Consider the following 24,915-nt stretch of genomic DNA (forward strand, 5'->3'; position numbering starts at 1 on the left):
ATAATTTCTACAGATAATAGTTAGCAAGATTCGGGTAGGCAAAGGATGTTTGCCAGTTTAGTTTTGCCCTGAACTAAAAAGGAATAAAATGAAAGAGCAGGATATAACCAATTACGACCGGATTGCTGAAGCAATAAGTTATATTAAAGAAAACTTTAAATCGCAACCGGGGTTAGATGAGATCGCTGAAAAAATTCATTTAAGCAGTTTTCATTTTCAGCGGATGTTCACGGATTGGGCGGGTGTGAGTCCGAAGAAATTTTTGCAATACCTGACCATTGAACATGCAAAAAAAATGTTGCAGCAACAACAGGCAAGCATTTTCGATACAGCATTTGAAACAGGATTGTCTGGAACCGGTCGCCTGCATGACCTGTTTATTAATATAGAAGGTATGACCCCGGGTGAATATAAAAATGGCGGCGAAAACTTATCCATTAATTACAGCTTCGCCGAAAGCCCGTTTGGAAATATCCTTGTTGCGTCTACGGTTAAAGGGATTTGTCATATGGCGTTTGCAGATGATGAAGCAGCTGCTTTTGAAGCGTTGCAACAAGTTTTTCCTAATGCGCAGTATCATCAAAGGGTTGATTTGATACAGCAAAACGCATTGTTCATTTTTACCCATGACTGGAAAAAGTTGAACCAGGTGAAGCTGCATCTCAAAGGAACAGCCTTTCAAATAAAAGTATGGGAAGCCTTATTGAAAATCCCAATGGGACAGTTGTCAACCTATGGCAATATTGCAAAACATTTACAGAATCCCAATGCGTCGAGAGCCGTCGGCACTGCTGTCGGTGACAATCCTGTGGCTTTTCTCATTCCCTGTCACCGGGTGATTCAATCAACGGGAGTCATTGGTCAGTATCATTGGGGAAGCGTTCGTAAGACAGCTATGATAGGATGGGAGGCTGCCCAAACTGAAGGGGATAATTGAGCAGGTGGAAAAACATTCCAATATAAGTGATGCTGAATTGAGAACACTTATACGCAACCATTCAATTTTGTTGGGTGGAAATAGCCAACTAAAAATATTTGGTAAGTTAAATTGCCGGTCTGGTAAACGAATGAAAAAAATAAACAGAGTTTTCTTTGCTTCAAAACAAGAGGCAATTGAGCAAGGGTACAGGCCCTGCGGTCATTGTATGAACAAAGAATATAAAGCTTGGAAAAATGGAACTATTTAAACGTGATCCTACACAAAATTTATTGCCTTACGAAGGAATGGTCAATTATTATGGCCGGGTTTTAAACCAGGCACAGGCTGATTATTTCCTGCATGAGTTGCTGGACCATATTACATGGAAAAACGATGAAGCCGTAATCTTTGGCAGACATATCATCACCCGGAGAAAAGTGGCCTGGTATGGAGACAAGGATTTTTCATATACTTATTCCAATATAACCCGGCAGGCCTTGGCCTGGACAGAAGATCTGAGAAAACTAAAAACAATTGTTGAGGAATTAACCGAAACAGTCTTTAATTCCTGCCTGCTTAATTTATACCATAATGGTGATGAAGGCATGGCCTGGCATAGTGATGATGAAAAATCATTAGGCAAGGATTCCGCTATTGCTTCATTCAGTTTTGGAGAAGAAAGAAGATTTTCCTTTCGTCATAAAAAAAGTAAAGAAACAATTTCGTTGTTGCTGGAACACGGTAGCCTGCTGGTGATGAAAGGCGCCACACAAACAAACTGGCTGCACAGTTTGCCAAAATCAAAAAAGATAGCGGGACCAAGAGTAAACCTGACGTTTCGTACTATGCTGGCCGGGGAATAGTGGTTCCCAGGCATTTTCATTTTAGTTAAAATTGGTAAAGTATCAGTTATTTTATCCTCATACACTTGCTGATCGTAACAGTAGATTTGCAATAAGCTGTAGTAAATTGTATGAATAAATTACCTGATCAATGGTTAACGTAAATGAATTGACCGTTTCTCTGAATAGAAGTTCGACTGGCATATTAAAAGCATTCAGCCCGGTTACAAAAGAGTATTTGCCGGGAGAATATCCTGTTACAACCATTTCCGAAATCAATAACATAGGAACCGTGGCTGAAAAAGCCTTTTCTGAATATAGCAGGAAAACAGCTGAGCAACGAGCTATTTTCCTGGAAACGATTGCTGATGAGATCATGGCACTTGGTGACGAATTGATACAACTCACCATGCTGGAATCAGGATTGCCGGAAGCAAGATTGATTGGCGAAAGAGCAAGAACGGTAGGCCAATTAAAATTGTTTGCGGAAGTGTTGCGGGAAGGATCGTGGGTAGATGCCGTTATTGATACTGCTTTGCCCGATCGAAAACCATTGCCAAGACCTGATTTGCGAAAGATGTTAGTACCAATCGGGCCGGTGTTGGTTTTTGGCGCCAGCAATTTTCCGTTTGCTTTTTCTACAGCAGGAGGAGATACTGCATCTGCATTGGCAGCGGGTAACCCGGTCATTGTAAAGGCACACGAAGGGCACCCCGGTACGCATGCATTAATGGCCAATGCTATTAAAAGGGCGGCACAAAAAACAAATATGCCTGACGCAGTTTTTTCATCTGTTGTCAGTGATGAAATTGATACCATCCAGTATTTGGTAAAACATGAAGCGATAAAAGCGATTGGTTTTACAGGTTCGTACAAAGCTGGCATGTCCATTTTCAGTACTGCAACAACAAGTCGCAAAACACCGATACCGGTTTATGCGGAAATGAGCAGCATAAACCCCGTGCTTTTATTACCCGGTAAGTTGGAGAAGGAAAGCAGTGCTGTTGCTACGCAACTGGCGGCATCCATTACATTAGGCACGGGGCAGTTTTGTACGAATCCCGGCCTGCTGTTTTTGATAGAAAGCGAGGCTGCAGAAAAATTTATTGATGCACTGGGTAGTCAATTAAAGAGTGTTGCGCCAACAACCATGTTGAACAAGAATGTGTGTAATAACTACTACAATACTAAGAACAGACTGCAGCAACAAGCGGGTGTAAAGGTTGTGGCAGCTGTTGAGAGTGCTGCGAATGATATCAGGGGAGCTGCTGTTTTGTTACAGACCAACGGCGCTGATTTTATAGCGAATGAAAATTTGCAGGCCGAAGTTTTTGGTCCCTGTTCCTTAATTGTAAAATGCAAAGATGCCGGAGAGCTTTTGCAGGCAGTCAGTTCACTGCATGGACAGTTGACCGGTACTGTTATTGGCCTGAAAGAAGATCTTGAAGTGTTTGCGTCCTGTATCGAAGTATTGACCGGGAAAGTTGGAAGACTGCTGTATAATGGAGTACCCACTGGTGTGGAAGTTTGCCATGCAATGGTACATGGAGGTCCTTATCCTGCTACCACAAATGCCGGAAGTACTTCAGTCGGGGCCGATGCGATAAAACGTTTTGCAAGACCTGTTTGTTTGCAGGATTGTCCGGCGGAATTGTTGCCTTTAGCGCTGCAAAATGAAAACAGCCTAAACATCATGCGAAAGATCAACGGTCATTATACCCGGGAGAGTTTGACCGTTGGCGTTTAACAAGATATTTTTATTTATAACACAATTTCAAGTTTAGTGTAAGATGAAAAGATTGACAATATTCTTTGCGTTATACTTATCCGTATCGGCAGCACAGAGCCAAAGTTATATTGCCGAAAAAAATAATCCCCGTTTCAATGTGAAGCCTGTAGTACCTGTTAAGGCTTATGCATTCAACCTGCGAGATGTAAAATTATTAGGGGATGGGGCATTTAAAAACGCCATGCAGAAAGATGCTGCCTATTTGCTCGAGATTAAGCCTGACAGGTTATTATATCGCTTTTATAAAAATGCACACCTGCCGGTAAAAGATTCCGTGTATGGTGGCTGGGAAAGCGAAGGCTTGTCAGGACATACGATGGGGCATTACTTGTCTGCTTGTGCGATGATGTATGTTTCGACAGGTGATAAAAGGTTTAAGGAAAAATGTGATTATCTGACAGATGAATTGGAAAGATGCCAGTTGGCAAGAAAGACAGGTTATATCGGGGCTATTCCGGATGAGGATACCTTATTTGCCAGGGTAGCGAGGGGAGAGATAAAATCAGGTGGTTTTGATTTGAACGGTGGCTGGGCTCCGTGGTACACCGTACATAAAATAATGGCCGGTTTGCTGGATGCTTACCTCTATTGCGATAATAAAAAAGCGGTAAAGCTTGTAACAGGCATGGCTGATTGGACATTCAATACTATTAATCATTTAACGCAGGAGCAATTGGACAAAATGCTCAATTGCGAATATGGAGGTATGAATGATGTGTTGGCCAATCTATACAGTATTACAAGAAATAAAAAATACCTTGACCTTTCCTATAAATTTTTTGACAAGTTCGTCATGGAACCTTTGTCAAAACAGGTTGATCCGATGCCGGGCAAACATTCTAATACACAGGTGCCAAAAGCTATCGGCAGTGCCAGGCAATATGAACTGACAGGAAATGAACGTGACAAAACCATCGCATCATTTTTTTGGTCCACGATGGTCAATCATCATTCTTACGTTATCGGGGGCAACAGTAATTATGAATATTGCGGGCCGGCCGATAAGTTAAATGACAGGTTGAGTGATAACACGGCAGAGACCTGCAATTCGTACAATATGCTAAAGTTGACCAGGCATTTATTAAGCTGGCAACCGGATAGCAAACTCGGAGATTTTTATGAGCGAACATTATACAATCATATACTGGCATCACAAAATCCGGCTACAGGAATGATGTGTTATTTCGTTCCATTGCGCATGGGCGGCAGGAAAGAATTCAGTGATAAGTTTAACACCTTTACCTGTTGTGTGGGAACAGGCATGGAAAATCATTCGAAGTATGCAGAGAATATTTATATGGAAGGCGCGGAAGGAAGTCTTTATGTGAACCTGTTTATTCCCTCGCAATTAAATTGGAGAAGTAACGGAGTGGTTATTACACAGGCATCAACTTTTCCTGAAACGGATCACACAACTCTTACAATTCAGTCAAAAGCAAAAAAGAAATTTGCCGTTCGTGTGCGCCATCCCTGGTGGGCGACAAAAGGAATGTTTGTGAAGGTAAATGGTAGTAAAGTAGATGTAGCAAAAGATGAACACGGTTATATTACCATCGATCGCAGCTGGGGCAGTAATGATAAGATTGAAATCACTTTTCCAATGTCTTTGTATACAGAATCAATGCCCGATAATCCAAACCGTATCGCATTATTATACGGGCCAATCGTATTGGCCGGTCAGTTGGGTAAAGAAATGCCGGACCCGGTCTACGGCGCTCCTGTTTTGTTAACTGATAACAGGAATGTGGCTGATTGGGTATTGCCTGCTTCAGCACCGCTTGCTTTCAATCTGAAAGGAGTTGGTAAACCTAATGATGTGATGCTTGCACCTTTTTATAAAACATATGATCAGTATTACAGCGTGTATTGGGATTATTTTTCCAACAGTGAGTGGGTAGCGAGACAAGCAGCTTACGAAGCGGAAAAGAAAAAGCAAAAGGAATTGGATGATCGCACCATCGATGTGATGCGATTGGGTGAAATGCAACCTGAGCGGGATCATAATTTAAAATCAAGTGAACAATCTTACGCAGAAATTGCATTGGGACGTGGCGGACGTGAAGTGAGAAAAGGTGGTTTCTTTTCATTTGAGATGAAAGTACTTCCGGATGTGGAGTCGGTATTGCTATTATCCTATCTCGGAGATGATAAAGGAAGAGCATTTGATATCCTGATTGATGGAACAAAAATCGCCACGCAGGAATTGAAAGGTGCTGAAACAGGAAAATTCTTTGATGTGGAATACCCGATACCTGCTGAATTGCTAAAAGGAAAAACAAAAGTGGAGGTAAAGATACAGGCGCATCCGGACCGTACAGCAGGTCGAGTATTTAGTCCAAGAATTTTGAGAAAATAATTTTTAAAAAGTTTCATTTTTAGTTTTACTCAAAGGGAATGCCTTGCAGTGCATTCCCTTTTTATTTATTGGGAACGAATCAGCATGCGTTTCTAAACGTCTATAAGCTGTTTACTTTTTTATCAATTAACATTTGGTTAATATCCGCATAGCATTGGTGAATTATTATAAAACATCGTGGGTTAATGATCGATAAATTTGAAATGACTTTTTAGTTAAGTGTTTTCTTGACGCTTATAATAAACGTGACGCAAGCAGGATGGTTACGGCTTTTACTTGCCGGGCCATACTATTGCGCTGATGATTGCTCCTTTCTGATTAACCTTTAAAACAAAAAAACTGCGTTATGAAAAAAAAGATCAGGGGTACACTGGTACTCATGGCGGCGCTATGTATTCAACTGTCTCTGGCTGCTCAATCCAAACTTATTAAAGGAAAAGTTATTGATGATGCCGGTTTACCGCTTTCAGGAGTAAGTGTTGTCGTTGCCGGCAGTAAAGCTGGTGTTATTAGTAACGTTGATGGGTCGTTCGAAATTAATGCTGCGCCGAATGCCAAATTAGTTGTGAGCATGGTTGGTTTCGAACCTGCGGAAAAGCCTGTTGGGAATGGCGAAGCCATTGAGATAAAACTGCGTAAAACAGGAGAACAACTTACAGAGGTGGTTGTAACTGCATTGGGATTAAAAAGAGAGAAAAGAAATCTCACCTTCAGTTCGCAGGAATTAAAGAGTAACGAGATACTAAAATCGAAAGAGCCTTTTTTGATCAACGCCATGTCAGGTAAGGTGGCGGGTGTGCAAGTTACCAATGCTTCCGGTACACCAGGAAGTTCTTCACGGATATTAGTACGGGGTGTTACATCCTTTCTTAGAAACAACGAAGCATTGATTGTATTGGATGGAATTCCTATTGATAACTCTGAAACGGGTACAGTCAATTCAGGTCCCGGTAGTAATCGCCTCATTGATATAGATCCTGCTACTGTAGAAAGCATGAATGTTTTGAAAGGATCTGCCGCTACTGCTTTATATGGGTCGGCAGGTGCAAGAGGAGTTATTATTATTACAACGAAAAGTGGCGCAGCCAATAAAAAGCCACTTATCTCCGTCAGCTCAGACCTCACGTATGATATGCCTATTTTTCCTGAAGTGCAAAATAAATATGGACAAGGAGACAAGATAGAGACCTCTCCTGGTATTTTTGTTTATGGTACTTATTTTGATGGCGACACTAAAAAAACAAGTAGTTCCTGGGGGCCATTGATGGATACCTTGAAAGTAAATGGCCAGCCTGCACAAAAACATAACCAGTTAAAAGAATTTTTCAAGACGGGTGTAGGTACCAATAATACTGTTAGTGTGGCCGGTGGCGGTGGTGTAGCCAATTACTTTGCTTCTTATTCTTATTTCAACCAGCAGGGCATCGTTCCTACCAATAGTTTCAAAAGGCATTCGATGTTCACAAAATTCAACGCAAAAATTTTTGATAATCTTTCCGCTTCTATCCAGTTTAACTATACCAACTCCAACCGCAACAGTATGCCTGAAGGTTGGATATTGGAGAGCCCTGTATGGACCATTTTCAACGGTCCTATTTCGTATAACATGAAACCCTACCTCGATGCGGATGGCAATCAGCGGCTATATCGTTATTCCCGCAACAACCCTTACTGGGTATTGGACAACGTATATAATAAAGCAGGTGTAAACCGTTTCCTGCCTTTGGTTACATTCAACTTCACACCGTTAAAATGGCTTACAATTACAGAAAGATTGGGCGCCGATATTTATACGGAGCAGGTAAAATATTTTGAGAACCTCGGATCAATTGCCAATGTCAATGGCGTTATTGTTGATCGTACCAATATATTTCGCCAGTTCAATCACGATTTTATTATTGATGCCACCAAGCAGTTTAATGATTTTAACCTGAACCTTATATTGGGAAATAATATTCTCTCTACCTATGGCCAGGGAATGGGAACAAGAGGTGTTGGATTGTCTACTCCGGGATTTGATAATATGTCAAATGCAGCTACACAAACTTATAGTGAAGGACATTCATTACAACGAAAAGTGGGTTTTTATTCACAAGCGAATATCGAATATAAGCGGTTGTTGATTTTAGCTCTAACCGGTCGCTATGATGGAAGTTCAGTGTTGGCAAAGGATAATGGCTTTTATCCCTATGGATCCGCCGCGGTTGGTTTTGTTTTTTCTGAGCTATTGCCTTCATCGTTGGATAATGCTATAAACTTCGGAAAACTGCGGGTATCCTATGCTACAGTTGGTAATGACAATGTAGAACCTTACTTATTAAACACACCATTCTTTGCAGCCAATGTTGGAGGAATAGCTTTTCCTTTCCAGGGTCAAAACGGTTTTCTGTTAAGTCCGACATTAGGAAATCCATTTCTGAAGAATGAATTGGTGAATGAATTTGAAATAGGTCTTGAGGCAAGGCTGTTAAAAAACAGGGTTTCACTAGAGTTTTCCTGGTTCGATAAAAAAATAAATGATGGTCTAATACCGGGTGTTTCTATTGCACCTTCTTCAGGCTATACAGGAACAACTGTCAATAGTGCCAAAATGGAAACAAAGGGTATTGAAGCCCTGATCAATGCCAGTGTGGTGAAAACTCCACGATTTAGTTGGGATGCTACTTTTACCTTCACCCGTTTGCGCAATAAAGTACTATATATTTATGAAGACCAGCAGCAATTGGGCAATGGTTTTACACAGATCGTAGTAGGCCAGCCTTATGGTGAACTGTATGGTTCTACCTACAAACGCAATGCGAAAGGCGAACTACTGATTGACGATTCAGGGCTTCCCGTAATAGGCGATTACGGTCATGTGGGTAATATATCTCCGGATTGGCAAGCAGGTCTCACCAATAATTTCCGTTATGGCGGCTTTAGCTTCAGTTTCTTTTTTGATATGAAGAAAGGAGGTGACTTATCGAACAACGTTGACAGTTATGGATTTTTCTATGGTATGCCCAAAGCGACCGAAGATAGGGGTAAAAGAGTGGTAGCAGGAGTGAATGAGAATACCGGCCTTCCTAATAAAGTAGAAGTAGAAGGCGTAGATTATTGGCGGAGGCTTAGTGGAATCAACGAAGCTACTACGCAGGATGCTACCTATATTAAGTTGCGCAATGTCAGTTTAAGTTATGATGTAAAGCCAGGCTTATTGGCTAAAACGCCATTTAAGTCTGCATCGGTAGGTGTTACAGGCCGCAATCTCTGGATTCATAAACCACATTTTACCGGCTCTGATCCCGAAGCAAGCAGCTTTGGTTCATCCAACGGTTCGCAGGGTGTTTATTCATTCTCTACGCCTACTACACGTTCCGTAAACTTCAATGTCAGGTTTACTTTTTGATAATTCTTGACATAACTGATTACTGATTCTTAAAAATATTATTATGAAATGAGCCATTAAATTTTCGAGGTAAATTATACCAACCGATGAAAATTTTATGGCGAATTCCATGTGGCAAAAAAAAACAATAAAAAATAACACATGAAAAAAATATTTCTTTCAATACTGGTAGTCCTGTTGATTGCAACAACAGGTTGCAAAAAATTCATCGATGTAAACGATAACCCGAATGTTCCGATTGATGTTAGTGAGGGGCTGATCCTGTCACCGGTAGAATTGGATATTGCGCATACGGTTTCCACTGGTTTTGATTTTGCTGTTGTCAATCACTGGATGCAGAATGTAGCCCTAAACCAGCCGGTACCTAACACAGGTACTTACCAGCTTTTTCACGGGGATATGGATGGTGACTGGGCCAACGTGTATGTTACCTGTCTTAACAATTTGCAGGTATTAATAAAAAAAGCTGAAACCTCAGGAAATAGTAATTATGCCGGTATTGGTAAGATATTAACGGCCCTTGCATTGGGAACCACAACTGATCTGTGGGGTGATGTACCCTTCACAGAAGCTTTCCAGGGAAGCGCTAAATTCAAACCAGCGTATGACAAACAGGAAGATGTTTATAAAAGCATCCAGGATTTACTGGATAAAGGGATTGCCGATATCAACACCAATAAAGGTAAATCACCAGGCAGCGATGATTTTTTCTTTGGCGGTGATTTGGATAAATGGAAAAAGCTGGCTTATACTTTGAAAGCCCGGTATTATATGCATCTTACTAAGGCGCCGGGTTACACCGCTGCAGCGCAAGCTGATCTTGCTTTAGCGGCCTTGCAAAATGGTATGCAGTCAAATGACGATGATATGAAGTTTGGTTATCCTGGTACTGCAGGGCAGGAAAATCCCATCTTTGTTACTTTTCATCCTGTATCTACATTGATTTTATCTGAACATCTCGTCAATGGGTTTAAAACAAGAAATGATCCCCGCCTCAGTGCTATGGTAACACCGGCAGAAAACACAGGATTGTACACCGGTCGCCCCATTGGCTCCGTTGATGTCGGTGACCTTGAAGATTATTCAAGACCTGGAAGTTTTTACAGTGATCCGGCTTCATTTCTTTACGTAGTCAACTATACTGAAGCTTTATTTCTAAAAGCAGAAGCAACATTCATAAAATCTGGCTTCGTTGCGGCGCAACCTGTTTACCTCAATGCAATTAAAGCTCATATGGATAAATTGGAAATAAGTGATGCCGCTACTACTACATACCTCGCCAGCCGTGGTGTTTTGACGGCCGGTAATGCGCTTCAATTGATCATAGAAGAAAAAACAATTGCCAGCTATCTCTCCATCGAAAATTTCAACGACTGGAGAAGAACAGGTTTTCCGGCGATAACAAAAGTGCCCAATGCTTTAACAGATATACCCCGCAGATTTTTATATCCACAATCAGAAATGATTGCCAATCCGCAGGCAATACAATCCGCAACGCTTACTGACAGGGTGTGGTGGGATAAACAATGATTTTTAGTTTAGCAGTCAATCCTCATAAGCAGTTAGAGGAGTTTTAAAAAAGGGGTTTCTACCCCTTTTTAATTTTTTATCATGGCCGTTGTAGCCAAAAGCATATTAAGATCTTGCTATCAGATCGGAAGACAAAACAAATGCTGCTAAAATATAAGTAGAAAAAGATAAGATTTAAGGCGGCGCGGATAATTTGAATCCGGAAGTTTATCATTTATTCACTACTTTTTGTCCTTCATGAAAACGAAAGGCACAATCAATTTTGCCAATTAAACGCCAGCAAATGCATAATGTCATTAAATGTTTTTGGAAACCGGTATTCATCGCTCTTTTATTGATAAGTGCAGGACCCGAAGGCTTCAGTCAATCCCTAAAGAGTACAATGGATTTCAACGTAACAATGAAGAACCCAGTCAGTCATCTTTACCAGGTGTCTTTTCAATGTAACGGAATAAAAAAAGACTGGCTTGATTTTAAAATACCCGTGTGGATGCCGGGTTATTATCAATTGCTGGACTACGCAGACAATATCATTGGCTTCGAACCGACAGATAAAAATGGTACAGCGCTTAAATGGGAAAAGGCTGCTAACAATATCTGGCGTGTTTACACTAATAATAAAGAAGCTGTAACGATCAGCTACCAGGTAAAAGCCACCCGCCAGTTTGTCGCCACCAATTATCTCGATGAAGATCGTGGATTTATTGCTCCTACAGGTTTGTTTATGCATGTGGATGGTTATATTAATCATCCGGTCTCTGTCACAATCACGCCACACAATGGGTGGAATAAGATTGCCAGCGGTCTTGAACCCTTTCGGGGCAAGACACATGTATATACCGCTCCTGATTTTGACATTTTATACGATAGTCCCATCTTAATTGGTAATCTCGAAGAACTGTCCTCTTTTTCTGTAAGAGGAATACCACACTATTTTATTGGCTATAAACTGGGAAATTTCGATAAAGAAAAATTTATAGCCGACCTGAAGAAGATAGTGGAAGCAGCTGTCGATATGATGGGTGATATTCCTTTTAAACATTACACGTTTATTGGCATCGGTCCGGGACGTGGCGGTATCGAACATCTTAATTCTACGGCCATCAGTTTTAGTGGTGATGGATTGGATGGCCCGGGCCGCACAGGTATACTGAGTTTCCTCGCACATGAATATTTTCATCATTACAATGCCAAACGGATAAGACCGATAGAACTTGGACCTTTTGACTACGACCGCGGCAGCCGCACCAATATGCTTTGGGTTGCTGAAGGTATCACTGCGTATTATGATGAGTTGCTTCTGCGCAGAGCCGGATTAACAAGTGAAGAAGATTTATTGAAAGCATATCGTTCAAGTTTGTCAGCATATGAGAATAAGCCCGGTCATTTATTTCAGTCGGTGACGCAAGCCAGTTTCGATACCTGGTCTGATGGTCCCTTTGGCCGGACAGGTGATGATGTAAACAAAACCATCTCCTATTATGATAAGGGGCCGGTACTGGGCTTATTGCTCGACTTTAAGATCCGTCATGAGACAAAGAATAAAAAATCGCTGGATGATGTAATGCGTACTTTGTATAAAAATTTTTACCAGCAAAAGAAAAGAGGTTATACTGAAACGGAGTTTCGTAGCACCTGCGAGTCGATAGCAGGCGTTTCCCTGGCAGAGTTTTTTGATTATGTATACACCGTTAAAGGAATTGATTATGCAAAATACTTTGCTTATGCGGGTTTAGACATTGCTACAAAGCCTGTGGCGCTGCCGGGTGCGTGGAGCGGGTTAGTTGTTCGACAAAAGAATGATAGTTTAACCATTGCAAATGTGGAATGGGATTCTCCGGCATGGCATGCCGGAATAAGGGCCAGGCAACTGCTTCTTACAATAAATGGAGAACCGGCTACGGTGAAAATACTTGAGCAATTGCAAAAGGAAAAGAAAGCCGGTGACATCGTCCACTTACAAGTGCTGCAGGATGGCGTGATCAAAGATATCCCGTTCATGTTTGCCACTAAGTATGAGCGACCTTTTACCATTACAAGAATGAAAAATCCAACTGCCTTGGAGGCTGCTATACTCAAAGATTGGCTGAAGGGAAAGTGATTTGAGGAGTCGTAAACTAATTAATGCAGGTTAATTTTTGTTTGAATTGATACATTCACTTTTTTCTGTTAAATACACTTAAAGAACATTAAATATGATAAAAAGGATATTCATTTTGACGATGACTATTTCAATGCAGCTAACTGTTGGCAACATATGGGCGCAATCATCAACTAGCACTGACTTGTATGCGCAAACCAGTGAAATGAATAACATGATGATCAATTATGACGCAGACCTCGGCAGCATTAACCGGTTTTATTCGACCAGTGCCGTGGGAGTAGGCTGGGCATGGGGCAGGCAAAGCAACAATTATAATTCACCTGAACGAAGAGCAAGATTGTTGCAGTTGAACAATGAGTACCTCCGGCAACTGGATAATGTAGACTTTGACAAGATGAGTATTAATGGAAAATGTGATTTTATCCTGTTTAAAAGAAACCTGAATGACGCAACATACCGGTTAAAGGAAGAGCAGGAAACTTATGACCAGGTAAGTAAATATTTTCCGTTTTCCGACCGGATCTATGCATTAGAAAAACCAAGAAGAAGAGGTGCGACGGTTGATGGCGAAAAAACAGCAAAAGAATTAAATGCGATCCAAAAAGAAATTGAAAAAGCAATTGATGCCATTAAGAAAGAGGAGACGATAGATATAAAACTGGCAAATTTTGCAACAGAAGCTGCGAAAGGTTTGCAGGGCTCGTTGAAGAACACTTTTGATTTTTATAATGGGTACGATCCATTATTTACCTGGTGGGTTCCCAAAACTTATACGGCAGTGGACAGTGTTTTAAATATATATGCTGGTTTGTTGAAAGGAAAGGGAAAACAAACCTCCTCGCAGAAAGATGATGGTAGTGGAATTACCGGCAACCCGATTGGCAGTAAAGAATTGATGCGACAGTTGCAACTGGAGTTTATTCCTTATTCGGCGGAGGAATTAGTTGAAATCGCTAACAAAGAGTTTGCCTGGTGCGACGCTGAATTATTAAAAGCCTCCAGGGAGATGGGCTTTGGTGATAATTGGAAAACGGCACAGGAGAAAGTAAAAAATAGTTACGTAGCGCCCGGCAGGCAACCCGAGGCAATGTATGAACTCTATAAACAATCGGTCGATTTTTTAAAGAAGAATGATTTGCTAACCATACCAGAGTTGGCAGAAGAAACCTGGCGAATGAGTATGATGTCGCCGGAGCAACAACTGATCAATCCATTTTTTCTTGGTGGAGAATCGTTGATCATTTCCTATCCCACCAACACGATGGATTATGAAGATAAGATGATGAGTATGCGGGGCAATAACCCGCATTTTTCAAGGGCAACAGTGCATCATGAATTAATCGCCGGTCATCACCTGCAGGGATACATGACCAATCGCAATAAAGCCTATCGCAATTTTTCTACGCCTTTTTGGGTGGAAGGAAATGCTTTGTATTGGGAGTTGCTGTTGTGGGAGATGAAGTTTCCCCGTTCTGCTGAAGACAGGATCGGTATGCTGTTTTGGCGTATGCATCGTTGCGCAAGAATTATTTTTTCGCTGAATTATCACCTGGGCAAATGGACACCTCAGCAATGCATCGATTTTTTAGTGGACAGGGTAGGGCACGAAAGGGCGAATGCAGAAGGCGAAGTACGTAGATCGTTTGTTGGCGGTTATAGCCCGCTATACCAGGTGGCATACATGATCGGCGGATTGCAGCTGTATAGTTTGAAAAAAGAACTCGTGGATTCAAAAAAGATGACCTATAGACAATATCATGATGCAATATTCAGGGAGAATGCAATGCCTATCGAAATGCTGCGGGCTATATTGACGAATCAAAACCTGAAAAGGGATTTTAAAACGTCATGGCGTTTTTATGATATCAAAGGGAAGTAATTAAGGTAAGTTTTTACCACAGAGAGCACAAAGTAATTTTACAGAGAGTACGGAGAATTTTTCCTGACTAATTCAACTTTGCGTACCCTGTGTAAACTTCGTTATCTCTTTGGTTATATATTCATTTTGAAACAGCCTTCTTTTTATTAATCAGCTATAGCGACCTTTCTTCTTTGCGCCGCGATAACAAGATAATAAACCGGGATGCCGATCAGCGTTATGATCAAACCAGGCCAGGTAAATTTTGGTTTGTAAATGATCAGTAAAATACAAAATGAAAGCCCCATTAAAATATAGATGATTGGCAACACCGGATATCCAAAAGCTTTGTAGGGCCGTTCAGCATTGGGTCTTTTTTTCCGTAGGATAAATATCCCGGCAATGGTGAGCATATAGAAAACTACCACCACGAACGAGATCATATCCAATAGATCGCCATAGCGGCCGCTAAGGCTCCATACGCAGGCAAAGATGCACTGTATCCACAAAGCGAAGGAAGGAACGGCGGCCTTGTTGAGAGTTCCGGCTTTTTTGAAAAACAATCCGTCGTTGGCCATGGTATAATAAACCCGGGCGCCGGCCATGATCAATCCATTATTGCAACCGAATGTTGAGATCATGATCATGATAGCGATAATAATAGTTCCGGCATTGCCAAAAATCACCTGTGATGCGGTTACGGCCACACGATCTTTTTCAGAGCCGGCAATATCCGTCAGCGATAAAACGCCGGTGTACATGATATTGGTAAGAATATAAATAACTGTTACGATCAATGTACCCAGGAAAAGACTTAAACCAATATTACGTTTAGGATTTTTTATTTCACCCGCAATGAATGTCACATTATGCCAGGAGTCGCTACTGAATATAGAGCCCACCATAGCCGCAGCGATGGCGCCCATGGCAGCGACCATGGTATAATTGCTGGTAGAGCCGCCTGGCGTTAATTTTTGAAGATCCCATGCATTGGCCCAGTTGTATGTCCATATCTCCGGTTTTAATGCAAGCAATCCGAAAATGATCAGGCCAAAAAGACTCAATAATTTGGTCAGTGTAAAAGTGGTTTGAATGGCTTTGCCACTTTTCACTCCCTTTGTATTAATGAAGGTTAATAATACAATGATGACAATGGATAGTAATTGCGCCGGCGATATCGTTAATGATCCAAAATCGATAGCGACTTTGTCTTCGCTGACAGCAGGAATGAGGTAAGCGGTAAATTTTGCAAATGCTACGCCGACCGCAGCAATGGTAGCTGTTTGTATGACGGAGAAAAAACTCCAGCCATATAAAAAGCCGATCAGGGGATTGTAAGCCTCTTTGAGATAAACGTATTGACCGCCGGCCCGGGGATACATGGCGCTCAGTTCACCATAGCTCAGCGCTGCGGTCAGTGTCATAAAGCCTGTAAGCAACCATACCAGTATCAGCCAGCCGGCACTTCCAACATTGCGGGTGATATCGGCACTAACGATAAAGATACCCGAGCCGATCATGCTTCCCGCCACGAGCATGGTTGCATCTAATAATTTAAGGGACGGTTTAAACGAAGTTGACTCCATAAAGCAGAATAGAAATTGAAATGAAAAGATTTAAGCCTGGCTTTTAAAAATAAGGCTGCCAATCAGGACTCGCTTTCCTATTCTTGCCTGGAAGTTTGCAGATATTAACTCCTTTTAGAACAACTCTATGGAGGTATGTCAGCGGAAATTAACTTGTCCAATGTAGTTATCAATAACTGGCGTCCTGCTCTACGCTCAACATCTTCGAAAAATTATTTACATACTCGGAAGGCGAGAGGGAGGTAACACTTTTAAATACCCGGTTAAAATTGGTAATACTGTTGAAGCCGCAATTGTAGGCGATGGTAGCGATACTATCATAGGCGCCGTCTGTCAATTTTTTGCAGGCCTCGTTGATACGCACCTCGCTCAGGAAGGATACAAAAGTATGGCGGGTATGTTTTTTAAAATAGCGGCAAAAGGCCTGCGGTGTCATGTGAGCCTGCTTGGCAACTTCTTCCAGGGTGACAGGTTCACTATAATGCTGCATGATATAATTATAGATATTGGCCATTCTGATACCTTCATGTTCGCTATACATTTGCGGCTGCGAAGAGTTGGAAAGAGGCGTAAGATCTTCATAGCTCATCAACTTATTCAATATATCGAGAAAGTGAATCATCTGTTCGATCCCATTGCCATTTTTTACCAGTAGCATTTGATTCGATATTTCAGCTACATGCTGTTGCGGAATTTTAAAACCAGCCGGGTTTTTCTGGATAAACTTTTTGACGTTTTTTATTTCGGGTAAATCAAAAAGAGGAACAAGACGGCCGTTGGGGTCAAAGAAAATCGTGAGCGCCGAAATGATTTTTTTACTCTTGGGCAAAAAGTAGGAGGGGTCGCTTTTGAACAAATGAGGTTGATTGGCTCCCAACCAATATATTTCATTCGATTCGAAGCTGTGCATATTGTTATCTGCTACCAGGGTGCCTTCGCCTTTTTGAATCCAGGTCAGTTGAATTTCATGATGGCGATGAAGGTGCGGGTAAAAATAGGGTAGTACATCCTTCTGCACGATGATCGTTTGGTTGGCTGGTACCGGTATGGTAAATTGTAGTACTTTCATATCCCTTTTATAAGTGTCAAATTTACAATTTAAGACAATAGCGTGGCCGAATATTAACCGGAAAGCTAATAAATACTTATGAAACGGGTTAAAGTCCGGCTAATCGATAAAATAGGAACAACGTTCAGGAACCGGTGGCCGTTGTTCTATATAAGCGAATAAAATCTGGTAAACTTCTATCAATATTTGTATATCGGGCAAACAGGGATGCAGGTATTTTTATGGGCCCCTCTAAATCTCACCTGAAAGGAGAGACTTGCAAAGCACAGCCCTTGCTTTTCGAGGAGTACAGTAGAAATAGTAAGCTTTGAAAATGTTGAGAAGAGATATAAAGATGATGTGGTAGTTATAAAGATCATTAAAGATATGGGGCTACGCTCCCTCTCTTTGGGAGAGGGAGAGGGAGAAGGAGGGAGAGGCCGGATGAGGTCGATGAAGGTTGAAAATACATCGTGTAAAAAAATATAGTATGAAACATCTCAGAATAAAAAAAGCGGGCACAGGGCTGGCAGCCGTTTTGTTGTTCACTATCGAAGCAGCAAATGCCCAGTTGAAAAAAGACTATCCTATACAACCGGTAGCTTTTACCCAGGTACATGTGATGGATAATTTTTGGGCGCCCAAAATAAAATTGAATGCTGACGTCACTATCCCTTATACATTGGATCAATGTCGCAAAACAGGTCGCATTGGTAATTTTTTAGTGGCGGCCGGTAAGAAAAAATCGGATAAACTTACCGAGTACACATTTGATGATACTGATCTCTATAAAATCATCGAGGGAGCTTCGTATGGATTGCAGGTAACAAAAAATCCACAGTTGGAAAGATACCTGGATACGCTTATCGCCATCATCGGAGATGCGCAGGAGAAAGATGGCTATCTGTATACTTTTCGTACAGCAAAAATGGAGAAGCCGCATGATTGGGTTGGTAGCAAGCGCTGGGAGAAGGAAGAAGACCTGAGTCATGAATTATACAACTCCGGCCATTTATTTGAATCAGCCGTGGCGCATTACCAGGCAACCGGTAAAAGATCGTTGCTGAATATCGCCATTAAAAATGCTGATCTGTTGGTAAGGACTTTTGGCTATGGCAAAGAAGAAAGATTCCCCGGTCACCAGATTGTTGAAACTGGTCTTACCAGGTTGTATCGTGTGACGGGCAAAAAAGAATACCTCGACCTGGCTAAATTTTTTCTTGACCTGCGTGGTACAGCAGGACATTTGAATCATGAATACAGCCAGGCACACAAAAAGGTAATTGATCAACACGAAGCAGTTGGTCATGCAGTAAGGGCTACCTATATGTATACGGGCATGGCTGATGTGGCTGCATTGACAGGCAACCAACAATACCTCGAAGCGATAGATGATATCTGGCACGATGTGGTGGAGAAAAAATTATATATCACCGGTGGCATTGGAGCAACAGGTCATGGTGAAGCTTTTGGTAAAGCCTATGATTTACCCAATATGTCGGCCTATGCCGAAACCTGTGCATCGATTGCCAATGTATATTGGAACAGCCGCATGTTTTTATTGCATGGCGATGCAAAATATATCGATGTGATGGAACGTACCCTCTATAATGGTCTGCTGGCCGGGGTTTCAATAAGCGGTGATCGTTTTTTTTATCCTAACCCATTGGCATCAATGGGCCAGCACCAGCGCAGTGCCTGGTTCGGCTGTGCTTGTTGCATTTCAAACATGACCAGGTTTTTACCTTCTATGCCGGGTTATGTGTATGGTCAAAATAAAAATGACTTATATGTCAATCTCTTTGTAGGCAGTGTCTCTCAAATAAAATTGCCTGCAGGAAATATTTCGATTACACAGAACACGAATTATCCCTGGGAAGGGAAAAACGAATTCATCATCAATCCTTTCAAAGCAACAAAATTCGCTTTGCATATTCGTATCCCCGGTTGGGCCATCGATCAACCCGTGCCTGGTGATCTGTATGTAAATGAAAATAAGGCGACAAAACCGGTTACTCTTTTATTAAACGGTAACCCCGTTAATTATAAAATTGTGAAAGGCTATGCAGTGTTAGATCGAACCTGGAAAGAAGGAGACAAAGTACTATTAGATCTGCCAATGGATGTAAAGCGGATCATGGCCAACGATAAAGTGCAGGACGATAAAAATCGCTTTGCCTTGCAACGTGGTCCCCTCATGTATTGCCTGGAAGGGCCCGATAACAATGATGCTGCGGTCATGAATATCGTAGTAAAAAAAGATGAACCTGTTCAGGCCGTATATAAACCCGAACTGTTGAATGGTGTAATGACGCTGCAGATGAAAGGGTCATCTACCAAACGGCAGCTGAATAGTGATGAACTGATCAAAACCCAACAGAATGTGGTTGCTATTCCCTATTATTCCTGGGCCAACCGTGGCCCTGCTGAAATGGAAGTTTGGATACCCTATGAAGAATCGGCAGCGAAACCGATGCCGGCGCCTACCATTGCATCAAAGAGCAAAGTGAGCGGATCGATAACGAATACAAGAATGTTAAAAGGCCTGAATGATCAATATGATCCCAAAGACTCTCATGATGGCAACGCCACTTATTTGCATTGGTGGCCAAAGAAGAACTCTTTGGAATATGTTCAATACGATTTTGATAAAGCCTACACCGTATCAGAATCAAGTGTGTATTGGTTTGATGATGGTCCTTTTGGAGGTTGCCGTATTCCTGCTTCCTGGAAATTGTTATACAAGGATGGTGATCAGTGGCTGCCTGTAAAAAACAAGGAGCCATATGAAATTGCAAAGGATAAATACAACACGATCCGGTTTGAGCCTGTCAATACCACAGCATTGAAACTGGAAATTCAGCAGCCGGTAGAACATTCGGCGGGTTTGCATGAATGGAGTATAAAATAAATCCGGTAGCTATCGGATCGGTTGAAAAATTGGCCGCATATTAACTCATTGAGATTAACAGCCCGGCATGATGTCAAGTTATAAAACATCATGCTTTTTTATTGATGCAAAAGAAAAGAAGTAATGAAGAAAATCATTTTGACAATTGGGTATAGTTGTTTTTTTATGATGTTGTATTCTCAGCAACGGGCCACCATAACGATTGATGTGACCAAAAAGGGGAATAGAATTTCACCGACCCTGCATGGAATTTTTTTTGAAGAGATAAGTCATGCAGGTGAAGGAGGCCTCTATGCAGAATTGATACAGAACCGGGGTTTTGAAGAAACCCGTATCCCGGCGGGTGCAGTTTTACAAGACGGTTTCCTGGTGCCCTCGCCAGCGAAGCCGCACTTTATGATTGAGCCAAAGAAAACAGATTGGAAACTGGAATGGCCGCATAAAACCGATTGGCCGGCATGGTCAACACAGGCAACTGGTAAAACAATCATGCAGGTTTCATTGACAAGAGAAAAGCCATTGAACAACGCAACACCCAACTCAGTTTGTATCCGGGTGAAAAATTTTGATGCAAGTGGTAAAGCGGATTTGATCAATGAAGGATTTTGGGGAATCAATACAATCGCCGGCGAGCAATACAATCTTTCGTTTTATGTAAGAACAGATGCGCAGTACAAAAAGCCGATCACTGTATCACTTCAATCAGCTGATAAAAAAATTCTGGCCAAGCATACGTTTACTAATGTAACCGGAAGTGAATGGAAAAAATATTCCTGCACATTGAAGCCCAATATTTCCGATTCCAAAGCAAAATTTGTTTTGTCATTGGGCGGCAGTGGCACTGTATGGATTGATTTTGTTTCGTTGTTTCCCGTTAAAACTTTTAAAAGTCGCCCCAACGGCTTAAGACCCGGTATTGCTGAGCTGATTGCTGGATTGAAGCCATCTTTTGTCCGGTGGCCGGGTGGTTGCTATGTAGAAGGTATCACCATAGAAAGTGCGCCCAACTGGAAAACCACTATCGGTCCTGTTGAAAAAAGACCCGGCAGTTTTAGCCCCTGGGGTTATTGGAGCAGTGATGGATTTGGCTATCATGAGTATTTACAGTTTTGTGAAGACATCAATGCGGATGCTTTGTATGTTTTTAATGCGGGTGTGTCCTGCGAATATCGCAGCGGAACTTATGTGCCGGAACCGGAACTACAACCATATATTCAGGATGCACTGGATGCGATCGAATATGCCATTGGTCCTGTTACATCGAAGTATGGAAAGATGAGGGCGACGAATGGTCATCCCAACCCTTTTCCGTTAAAATATGTGGAGATTGGCAATGAGCAACACGGACCAAAATATGCCAGCCGTTACAATATTTTTTATAAGGCGATCAAAGAAAAATATCCGCAGATACGATTGATGGCCAGTATGGGTATCGGCGATGTAAACCAGCGAACGCTGAAGGACATGAAAGAAGTGGATATTGTGGACGAGCACGCCTATAAAGATGCTTATTGGAGCAGGCGCAATACGGATCATTTTGATAAATACAAGCGGGGTGATTGGGATATGTATGTGGGGGAATACGCCACCAATGCAGGCGTTGGTGCGGGCAATATGCAGGCGGCCTTAAGCGACGCCATTTATATAATGGGAATGGAGCGCAATGCTGACCTGGTGAAATGGAGCAGTTATGCGCCGTTGCTGGTAAATGTAAATGATGTCGACTGGCCGGTGAACCTGATCAACTTTGATGCGGCAAAAAGTTTTGGCCGTATTTCCTACTATGCAATCAAACTTTTGAGTGACAACAGGGCTGATGTAAATCTTTCTACAACTGTAGAGACAAGTAAAACAAAATCAGTAAAGCCAATGTTTGGCGGCGGGATTGGTTTCGGCACCTGGGACACACAAGCAGAGTTTAAAGATGTTGAAGTGATACAAGGCGGCAAAGCGGTTTACAAAAGTGACCTGGCAAATAATGCTGCCGAATGGAATAAGATACGGGGAAGCTGGTCACTGAATAATGACGCATTGTCGCAGACAGCGGAAGGACCCCAACAGTTTGCTATGCTAAGTAGTAAAAGTTTCGATGCTTATACTTTAAAACTAAAAGCCAGGAAGACTGGTGGTCTCAATGCCTTTATGATACCGTTTGCTGTAAAAGATACTAATACCTACCTGCGGGCACATATCGGTGCGTGGTGGAACTCTCACTGTGTTTTTGAGAGTGTAGAGAACGGGTATGACGTGGCCGGGCTCACTGATCAAAAACGACTGGCCGCTCCAATTGAAACGGGCAGATGGTATGATGTAAGATTGGAAGTAGGCATGGATAAAATAGATTGTTATTTGAATGACACTTTATTGATAAGCTACCAGCCGCCACCGCTGGTATTTGCATTGTCGGGCCGTGATGAAACCAATGGAGATTTAATTATAAAATTAGTAAATGCATCGGGTGAAACTGTCAATAGTAAATTGGATATAAAAGGCGGAAGCAGGTTAAGACCGGAAGCCGACCTGACTGTTCTTTCAGCGGAAGAATTAAAAGTGGAGAATTCTTTTGCCTTTCCTGAAAAATATATTCCGCGGAAACAAAAAGTAAGGATTACAGGAAATATTTTTGAAATGTCCTGGCAACCTTATTCCATCAATGTTCTTCGTATAAAAGATGAAATGAACCATAAAAATTTTCGAGCAAATTCATCCCAACCGCGATGAAAATTTTTATGGCGAATTCCATCCCGAAACAAGTTCGGGACAAGTTTTGGCTAAAAACAATAAAAAATAAACACATGAAAGCTGGAAAAAATAACAACTAAACAGGATATAAGTAACTTGTCGCTTCTTTTTAAAAACAGGATATAAAAATGAGAGTCAGATTTCTTTGTATTGCTGCAGCCATTATTTTTGTTGCCAGCGGTAAAGCACAACAAAAAGTAGCTGGAGTATTCACGCATGCAGACACCGTGCGGGGCAGTATTACCAAAGAGCGGGCCTGGTGGGATCTGCTTCGTTATGATCTGTCCATAAAACCAGATTATACAGCGAAAAGTACGGAAGGAAAGAATACCATCACCTATAAAGTAATAAGTAATAACAATACTACATCGTTACAACTCGATCTGCAGGCGCCATTGGTGATCGATAGTATTATTTTAAATAAAAAAACTTCGCTTCTATTTACTAACGACGGTAATGCCTGGTTTGTAAAAATGCCGGCGCAGCAAAAAGGATCGGTTCATAAAATAGATGTGTATTTCAGCGGCAAACCGCATGAAGCCATTCGTGCACCCTGGGATGGCGGCTGGTCGTTTGTTAAAGATTCGCTGGGTCGTCCATGGATGACGGTTACCTGCCAGGGATTGGGATCATCTATCTGGTTTCCCTGCAAAGATCATCAAAGCGATGAACCGGACAAAGGAGCTTCGTTGACGATGACCGTACCCGATACATTGGTTGCGATTGCTAATGGCCGGATGCAATCAAAAAAATTAAATGGCGATGGCACGGCCACCTACAAATGGGCCGTATTGAACCCGATCAATAACTATTGTTTGATTCCTTATATCGGCAAATACGTGAGTTTTAAAGAAACCTATAACGGTGAAAAAGGAAAACTCGATCTCACTTACTGGGTGCTGGATTATAATGAACAAAGAGCAAAAAATTATATGCCCGACCAGGTTTATAAAATGTTTAAGAGTTTTGAATACTGGTTTGGCCCTTACCCATTCTATGAAGACGGTTATCAGTTAGTGGAAACTTCACATACCGGTATGGAGCATCAAAGCGCTGTGTCATATGGCAACTGGTATAAATTCGGCTACCGTGAACGGGATCTTTCGGGAACCGGTTGGGGAATGAAGTTTGATTTTATTATCATTCATGAAAGCGGGCATGAATGGTTTGGCAATAATATCACCACCAAAGATTTGGCGGATATGTGGGTGCACGAAGGCTTTACCAATTACAGCGAAACGTTGTTTGTGGATTATATTTTTGGTAAAGATGCTGCCAATGCTTACAATCACGGTATTCGTAGTGGTATCAGAAATGATAGGACTATTATTCCAGCCTATGGTGTCAATGCCATGGGAAGCGGCGACATGTATCCCAAGGGTGGCAACTTGCTGCATAGCATTCGTCATAGTATCAACAACGATGAAAAGTTTCGTCAAATCCTAAGAGCCCTCAACAAAGTTTTTTATCACAACACTGTTACGTCCGCACAGGTTGAGAAATTTATTTCTGATAAAGCAGGGTTTGATTACAGTAAGGTGTTTGATCAGTATTTAAGAACGGTTCAAATCCCAACATTTGAATTTTATTTTAGCCCCGATAAAAGCAAACTGCATTATCGCTATACCAATTGTGTAAAAGGGTTTAATCTGCCCTTATCTTTAAACAGCAAGGATGCCAAAATCAAAATCTTTCCAACGGATGAATGGAAGGAGTTAAAACTAACAGCCAGCCAGGCAGACCTGTTCACTGTTGATGGCATTGAAAAAATGTACTATGTCAATCCTGTCATTGTAGAAAAATAATAAGCCAGTAAGATCTTTTTTATCAATAATAATTTTC

14 protein-coding genes are annotated in these 24,915 nt (G+C 41.7%); 12 read left to right on the plus strand and 2 right to left on the minus strand.

Annotated elements, in window-relative coordinates; translation table 11 throughout:
* Positions 1-88 precede the first annotated feature (88 nt).
* The 9 genes from P2W73_RS10395 to P2W73_RS10435 all read left to right on the plus strand — a co-directional run bounded on the left by P2W73_RS10395 (position 89) and on the right by P2W73_RS10435 (position 14,807).
* The gene (locus P2W73_RS10395) at positions 89-937 is read left to right on the plus strand and encodes a methylated-DNA--[protein]-cysteine S-methyltransferase (RefSeq protein ID WP_276501965.1); all 849 of its coding nucleotides are present in this window, start codon (positions 89-91) and stop codon (positions 935-937) included.
* A 4-nt stretch (positions 938-941) separates the two neighbouring features.
* Positions 942-1,187, plus strand: coding sequence for an Ada metal-binding domain-containing protein (locus P2W73_RS10400; protein ID WP_276501966.1), 246 nt, complete (start codon positions 942-944; stop codon positions 1,185-1,187).
* On the plus strand, positions 1,174-1,782 hold the full coding sequence (locus tag P2W73_RS10405) for an alpha-ketoglutarate-dependent dioxygenase AlkB family protein (RefSeq protein WP_276501967.1): 609 nt from the start codon (positions 1,174-1,176) through the stop codon (positions 1,780-1,782). Before P2W73_RS10400 ends, P2W73_RS10405 begins: the two co-directional genes overlap by 14 nt.
* Positions 1,783-1,912: 130 nt before the next feature.
* Positions 1,913-3,508, plus strand: a complete 1,596-nt coding sequence (locus P2W73_RS10410; RefSeq protein WP_276501968.1) for an aldehyde dehydrogenase (NADP(+)) — start codon at positions 1,913-1,915, stop codon at positions 3,506-3,508.
* A gap of 43 nt (positions 3,509-3,551) precedes the next feature.
* Positions 3,552-5,906 (plus strand): glycoside hydrolase family 127 protein, encoded by a 2,355-nt coding sequence (locus P2W73_RS10415; protein WP_276501969.1) that lies wholly within the window; start codon positions 3,552-3,554, stop codon positions 5,904-5,906.
* Between the two features lie 346 nt (positions 5,907-6,252).
* Positions 6,253-9,294 (plus strand): SusC/RagA family TonB-linked outer membrane protein, encoded by a 3,042-nt coding sequence (locus tag P2W73_RS10420; protein ID WP_276501970.1) that lies wholly within the window; start codon positions 6,253-6,255, stop codon positions 9,292-9,294.
* Between the two features lie 141 nt (positions 9,295-9,435).
* Positions 9,436-10,824 carry a SusD/RagB family nutrient-binding outer membrane lipoprotein gene (locus P2W73_RS10425; protein ID WP_276501971.1) on the plus strand — a complete coding sequence of 463 codons (1,389 nt, stop codon included), beginning with the start codon at positions 9,436-9,438 and terminating at the stop codon, positions 10,822-10,824.
* A gap of 283 nt (positions 10,825-11,107) precedes the next feature.
* A complete protein-coding gene (locus P2W73_RS10430; RefSeq protein ID WP_276501972.1) occupies positions 11,108-12,925 on the plus strand; it encodes a M61 family metallopeptidase in 1,818 nt (605 codons plus the stop codon).
* A gap of 94 nt (positions 12,926-13,019) precedes the next feature.
* Positions 13,020-14,807, plus strand: a complete 1,788-nt coding sequence (locus P2W73_RS10435) for a DUF885 family protein (protein ID WP_276501973.1) — start codon at positions 13,020-13,022, stop codon at positions 14,805-14,807.
* Positions 14,808-14,953: 146 nt separating this feature from the next.
* On the opposite strand, the gene P2W73_RS10440 is transcribed toward P2W73_RS10435, so the two are convergent.
* Entirely contained in the window at positions 14,954-16,372 is a 1,419-nt protein-coding gene (locus tag P2W73_RS10440) for an APC family permease (protein ID WP_276501974.1), read from the minus strand.
* A 169-nt stretch (positions 16,373-16,541) separates the two neighbouring features.
* A complete protein-coding gene (locus tag P2W73_RS10445; RefSeq protein WP_276501975.1) occupies positions 16,542-17,441 on the minus strand; it encodes an AraC family transcriptional regulator in 900 nt (299 codons plus the stop codon).
* A 469-nt stretch (positions 17,442-17,910) separates the two neighbouring features.
* Between P2W73_RS10445 and P2W73_RS10450 the strand changes: the two genes are divergently transcribed.
* The 3 genes from P2W73_RS10450 to P2W73_RS10460 all read left to right on the plus strand — a co-directional run bounded on the left by P2W73_RS10450 (position 17,911) and on the right by P2W73_RS10460 (position 24,878).
* A complete protein-coding gene (locus tag P2W73_RS10450; RefSeq protein WP_276501976.1) occupies positions 17,911-20,331 on the plus strand; it encodes a glycoside hydrolase family 127 protein in 2,421 nt (806 codons plus the stop codon).
* Positions 20,332-20,454: 123 nt separating this feature from the next.
* Complete coding sequence (locus P2W73_RS10455; RefSeq protein ID WP_276501977.1) at positions 20,455-23,052, plus strand: alpha-L-arabinofuranosidase family protein; 2,598 nt, start codon at positions 20,455-20,457, stop codon at positions 23,050-23,052.
* A gap of 149 nt (positions 23,053-23,201) precedes the next feature.
* Positions 23,202-24,878 carry a M1 family metallopeptidase gene (locus tag P2W73_RS10460; RefSeq protein WP_276501978.1) on the plus strand — a complete coding sequence of 559 codons (1,677 nt, stop codon included), beginning with the start codon at positions 23,202-23,204 and terminating at the stop codon, positions 24,876-24,878.
* Positions 24,879-24,915: the final 37 nt, after the last annotated feature.

Source organism: Terrimonas pollutisoli (genome assembly GCF_029360765.1).
Classification (GTDB): Bacteria; Bacteroidota; Bacteroidia; order Chitinophagales; family Chitinophagaceae; genus Terrimonas_B; species Terrimonas_B pollutisoli.

What these genes read in the sequence shown, in the direction of transcription:
- P2W73_RS10395 (WP_276501965.1), top strand. Translation starts at nt 89, where the DNA reads ATGAAAGAGCAGGATATAACCAATTACGACCGGATTGCTGAAGCAATA.
- P2W73_RS10405 (WP_276501967.1), top strand. Translation starts at nt 1,174, where the DNA reads ATGGAACTATTTAAACGTGATCCTACACAAAATTTATTGCCTTACGAA.
- P2W73_RS10410 (WP_276501968.1), top strand. Translation starts at nt 1,913, where the DNA reads ATGGTTAACGTAAATGAATTGACCGTTTCTCTGAATAGAAGTTCGACT.
- P2W73_RS10415 (WP_276501969.1), top strand. Translation starts at nt 3,552, where the DNA reads ATGAAAAGATTGACAATATTCTTTGCGTTATACTTATCCGTATCGGCA.
- P2W73_RS10420 (WP_276501970.1), top strand. Translation starts at nt 6,253, where the DNA reads ATGAAAAAAAAGATCAGGGGTACACTGGTACTCATGGCGGCGCTATGT.
- P2W73_RS10425 (WP_276501971.1), top strand. Translation starts at nt 9,436, where the DNA reads ATGAAAAAAATATTTCTTTCAATACTGGTAGTCCTGTTGATTGCAACA.
- P2W73_RS10430 (WP_276501972.1), top strand. Translation starts at nt 11,108, where the DNA reads ATGCATAATGTCATTAAATGTTTTTGGAAACCGGTATTCATCGCTCTT.
- P2W73_RS10435 (WP_276501973.1), top strand. Translation starts at nt 13,020, where the DNA reads ATGATAAAAAGGATATTCATTTTGACGATGACTATTTCAATGCAGCTA.
- P2W73_RS10440 (WP_276501974.1), bottom strand. Translation starts at nt 16,372, where the DNA reads ATGGAGTCAACTTCGTTTAAACCGTCCCTTAAATTATTAGATGCAACC.
- P2W73_RS10445 (WP_276501975.1), bottom strand. Translation starts at nt 17,441, where the DNA reads ATGAAAGTACTACAATTTACCATACCGGTACCAGCCAACCAAACGATC.
- P2W73_RS10450 (WP_276501976.1), top strand. Translation starts at nt 17,911, where the DNA reads ATGAAACATCTCAGAATAAAAAAAGCGGGCACAGGGCTGGCAGCCGTT.
- P2W73_RS10455 (WP_276501977.1), top strand. Translation starts at nt 20,455, where the DNA reads ATGAAGAAAATCATTTTGACAATTGGGTATAGTTGTTTTTTTATGATG.
- P2W73_RS10460 (WP_276501978.1), top strand. Translation starts at nt 23,202, where the DNA reads ATGAGAGTCAGATTTCTTTGTATTGCTGCAGCCATTATTTTTGTTGCC.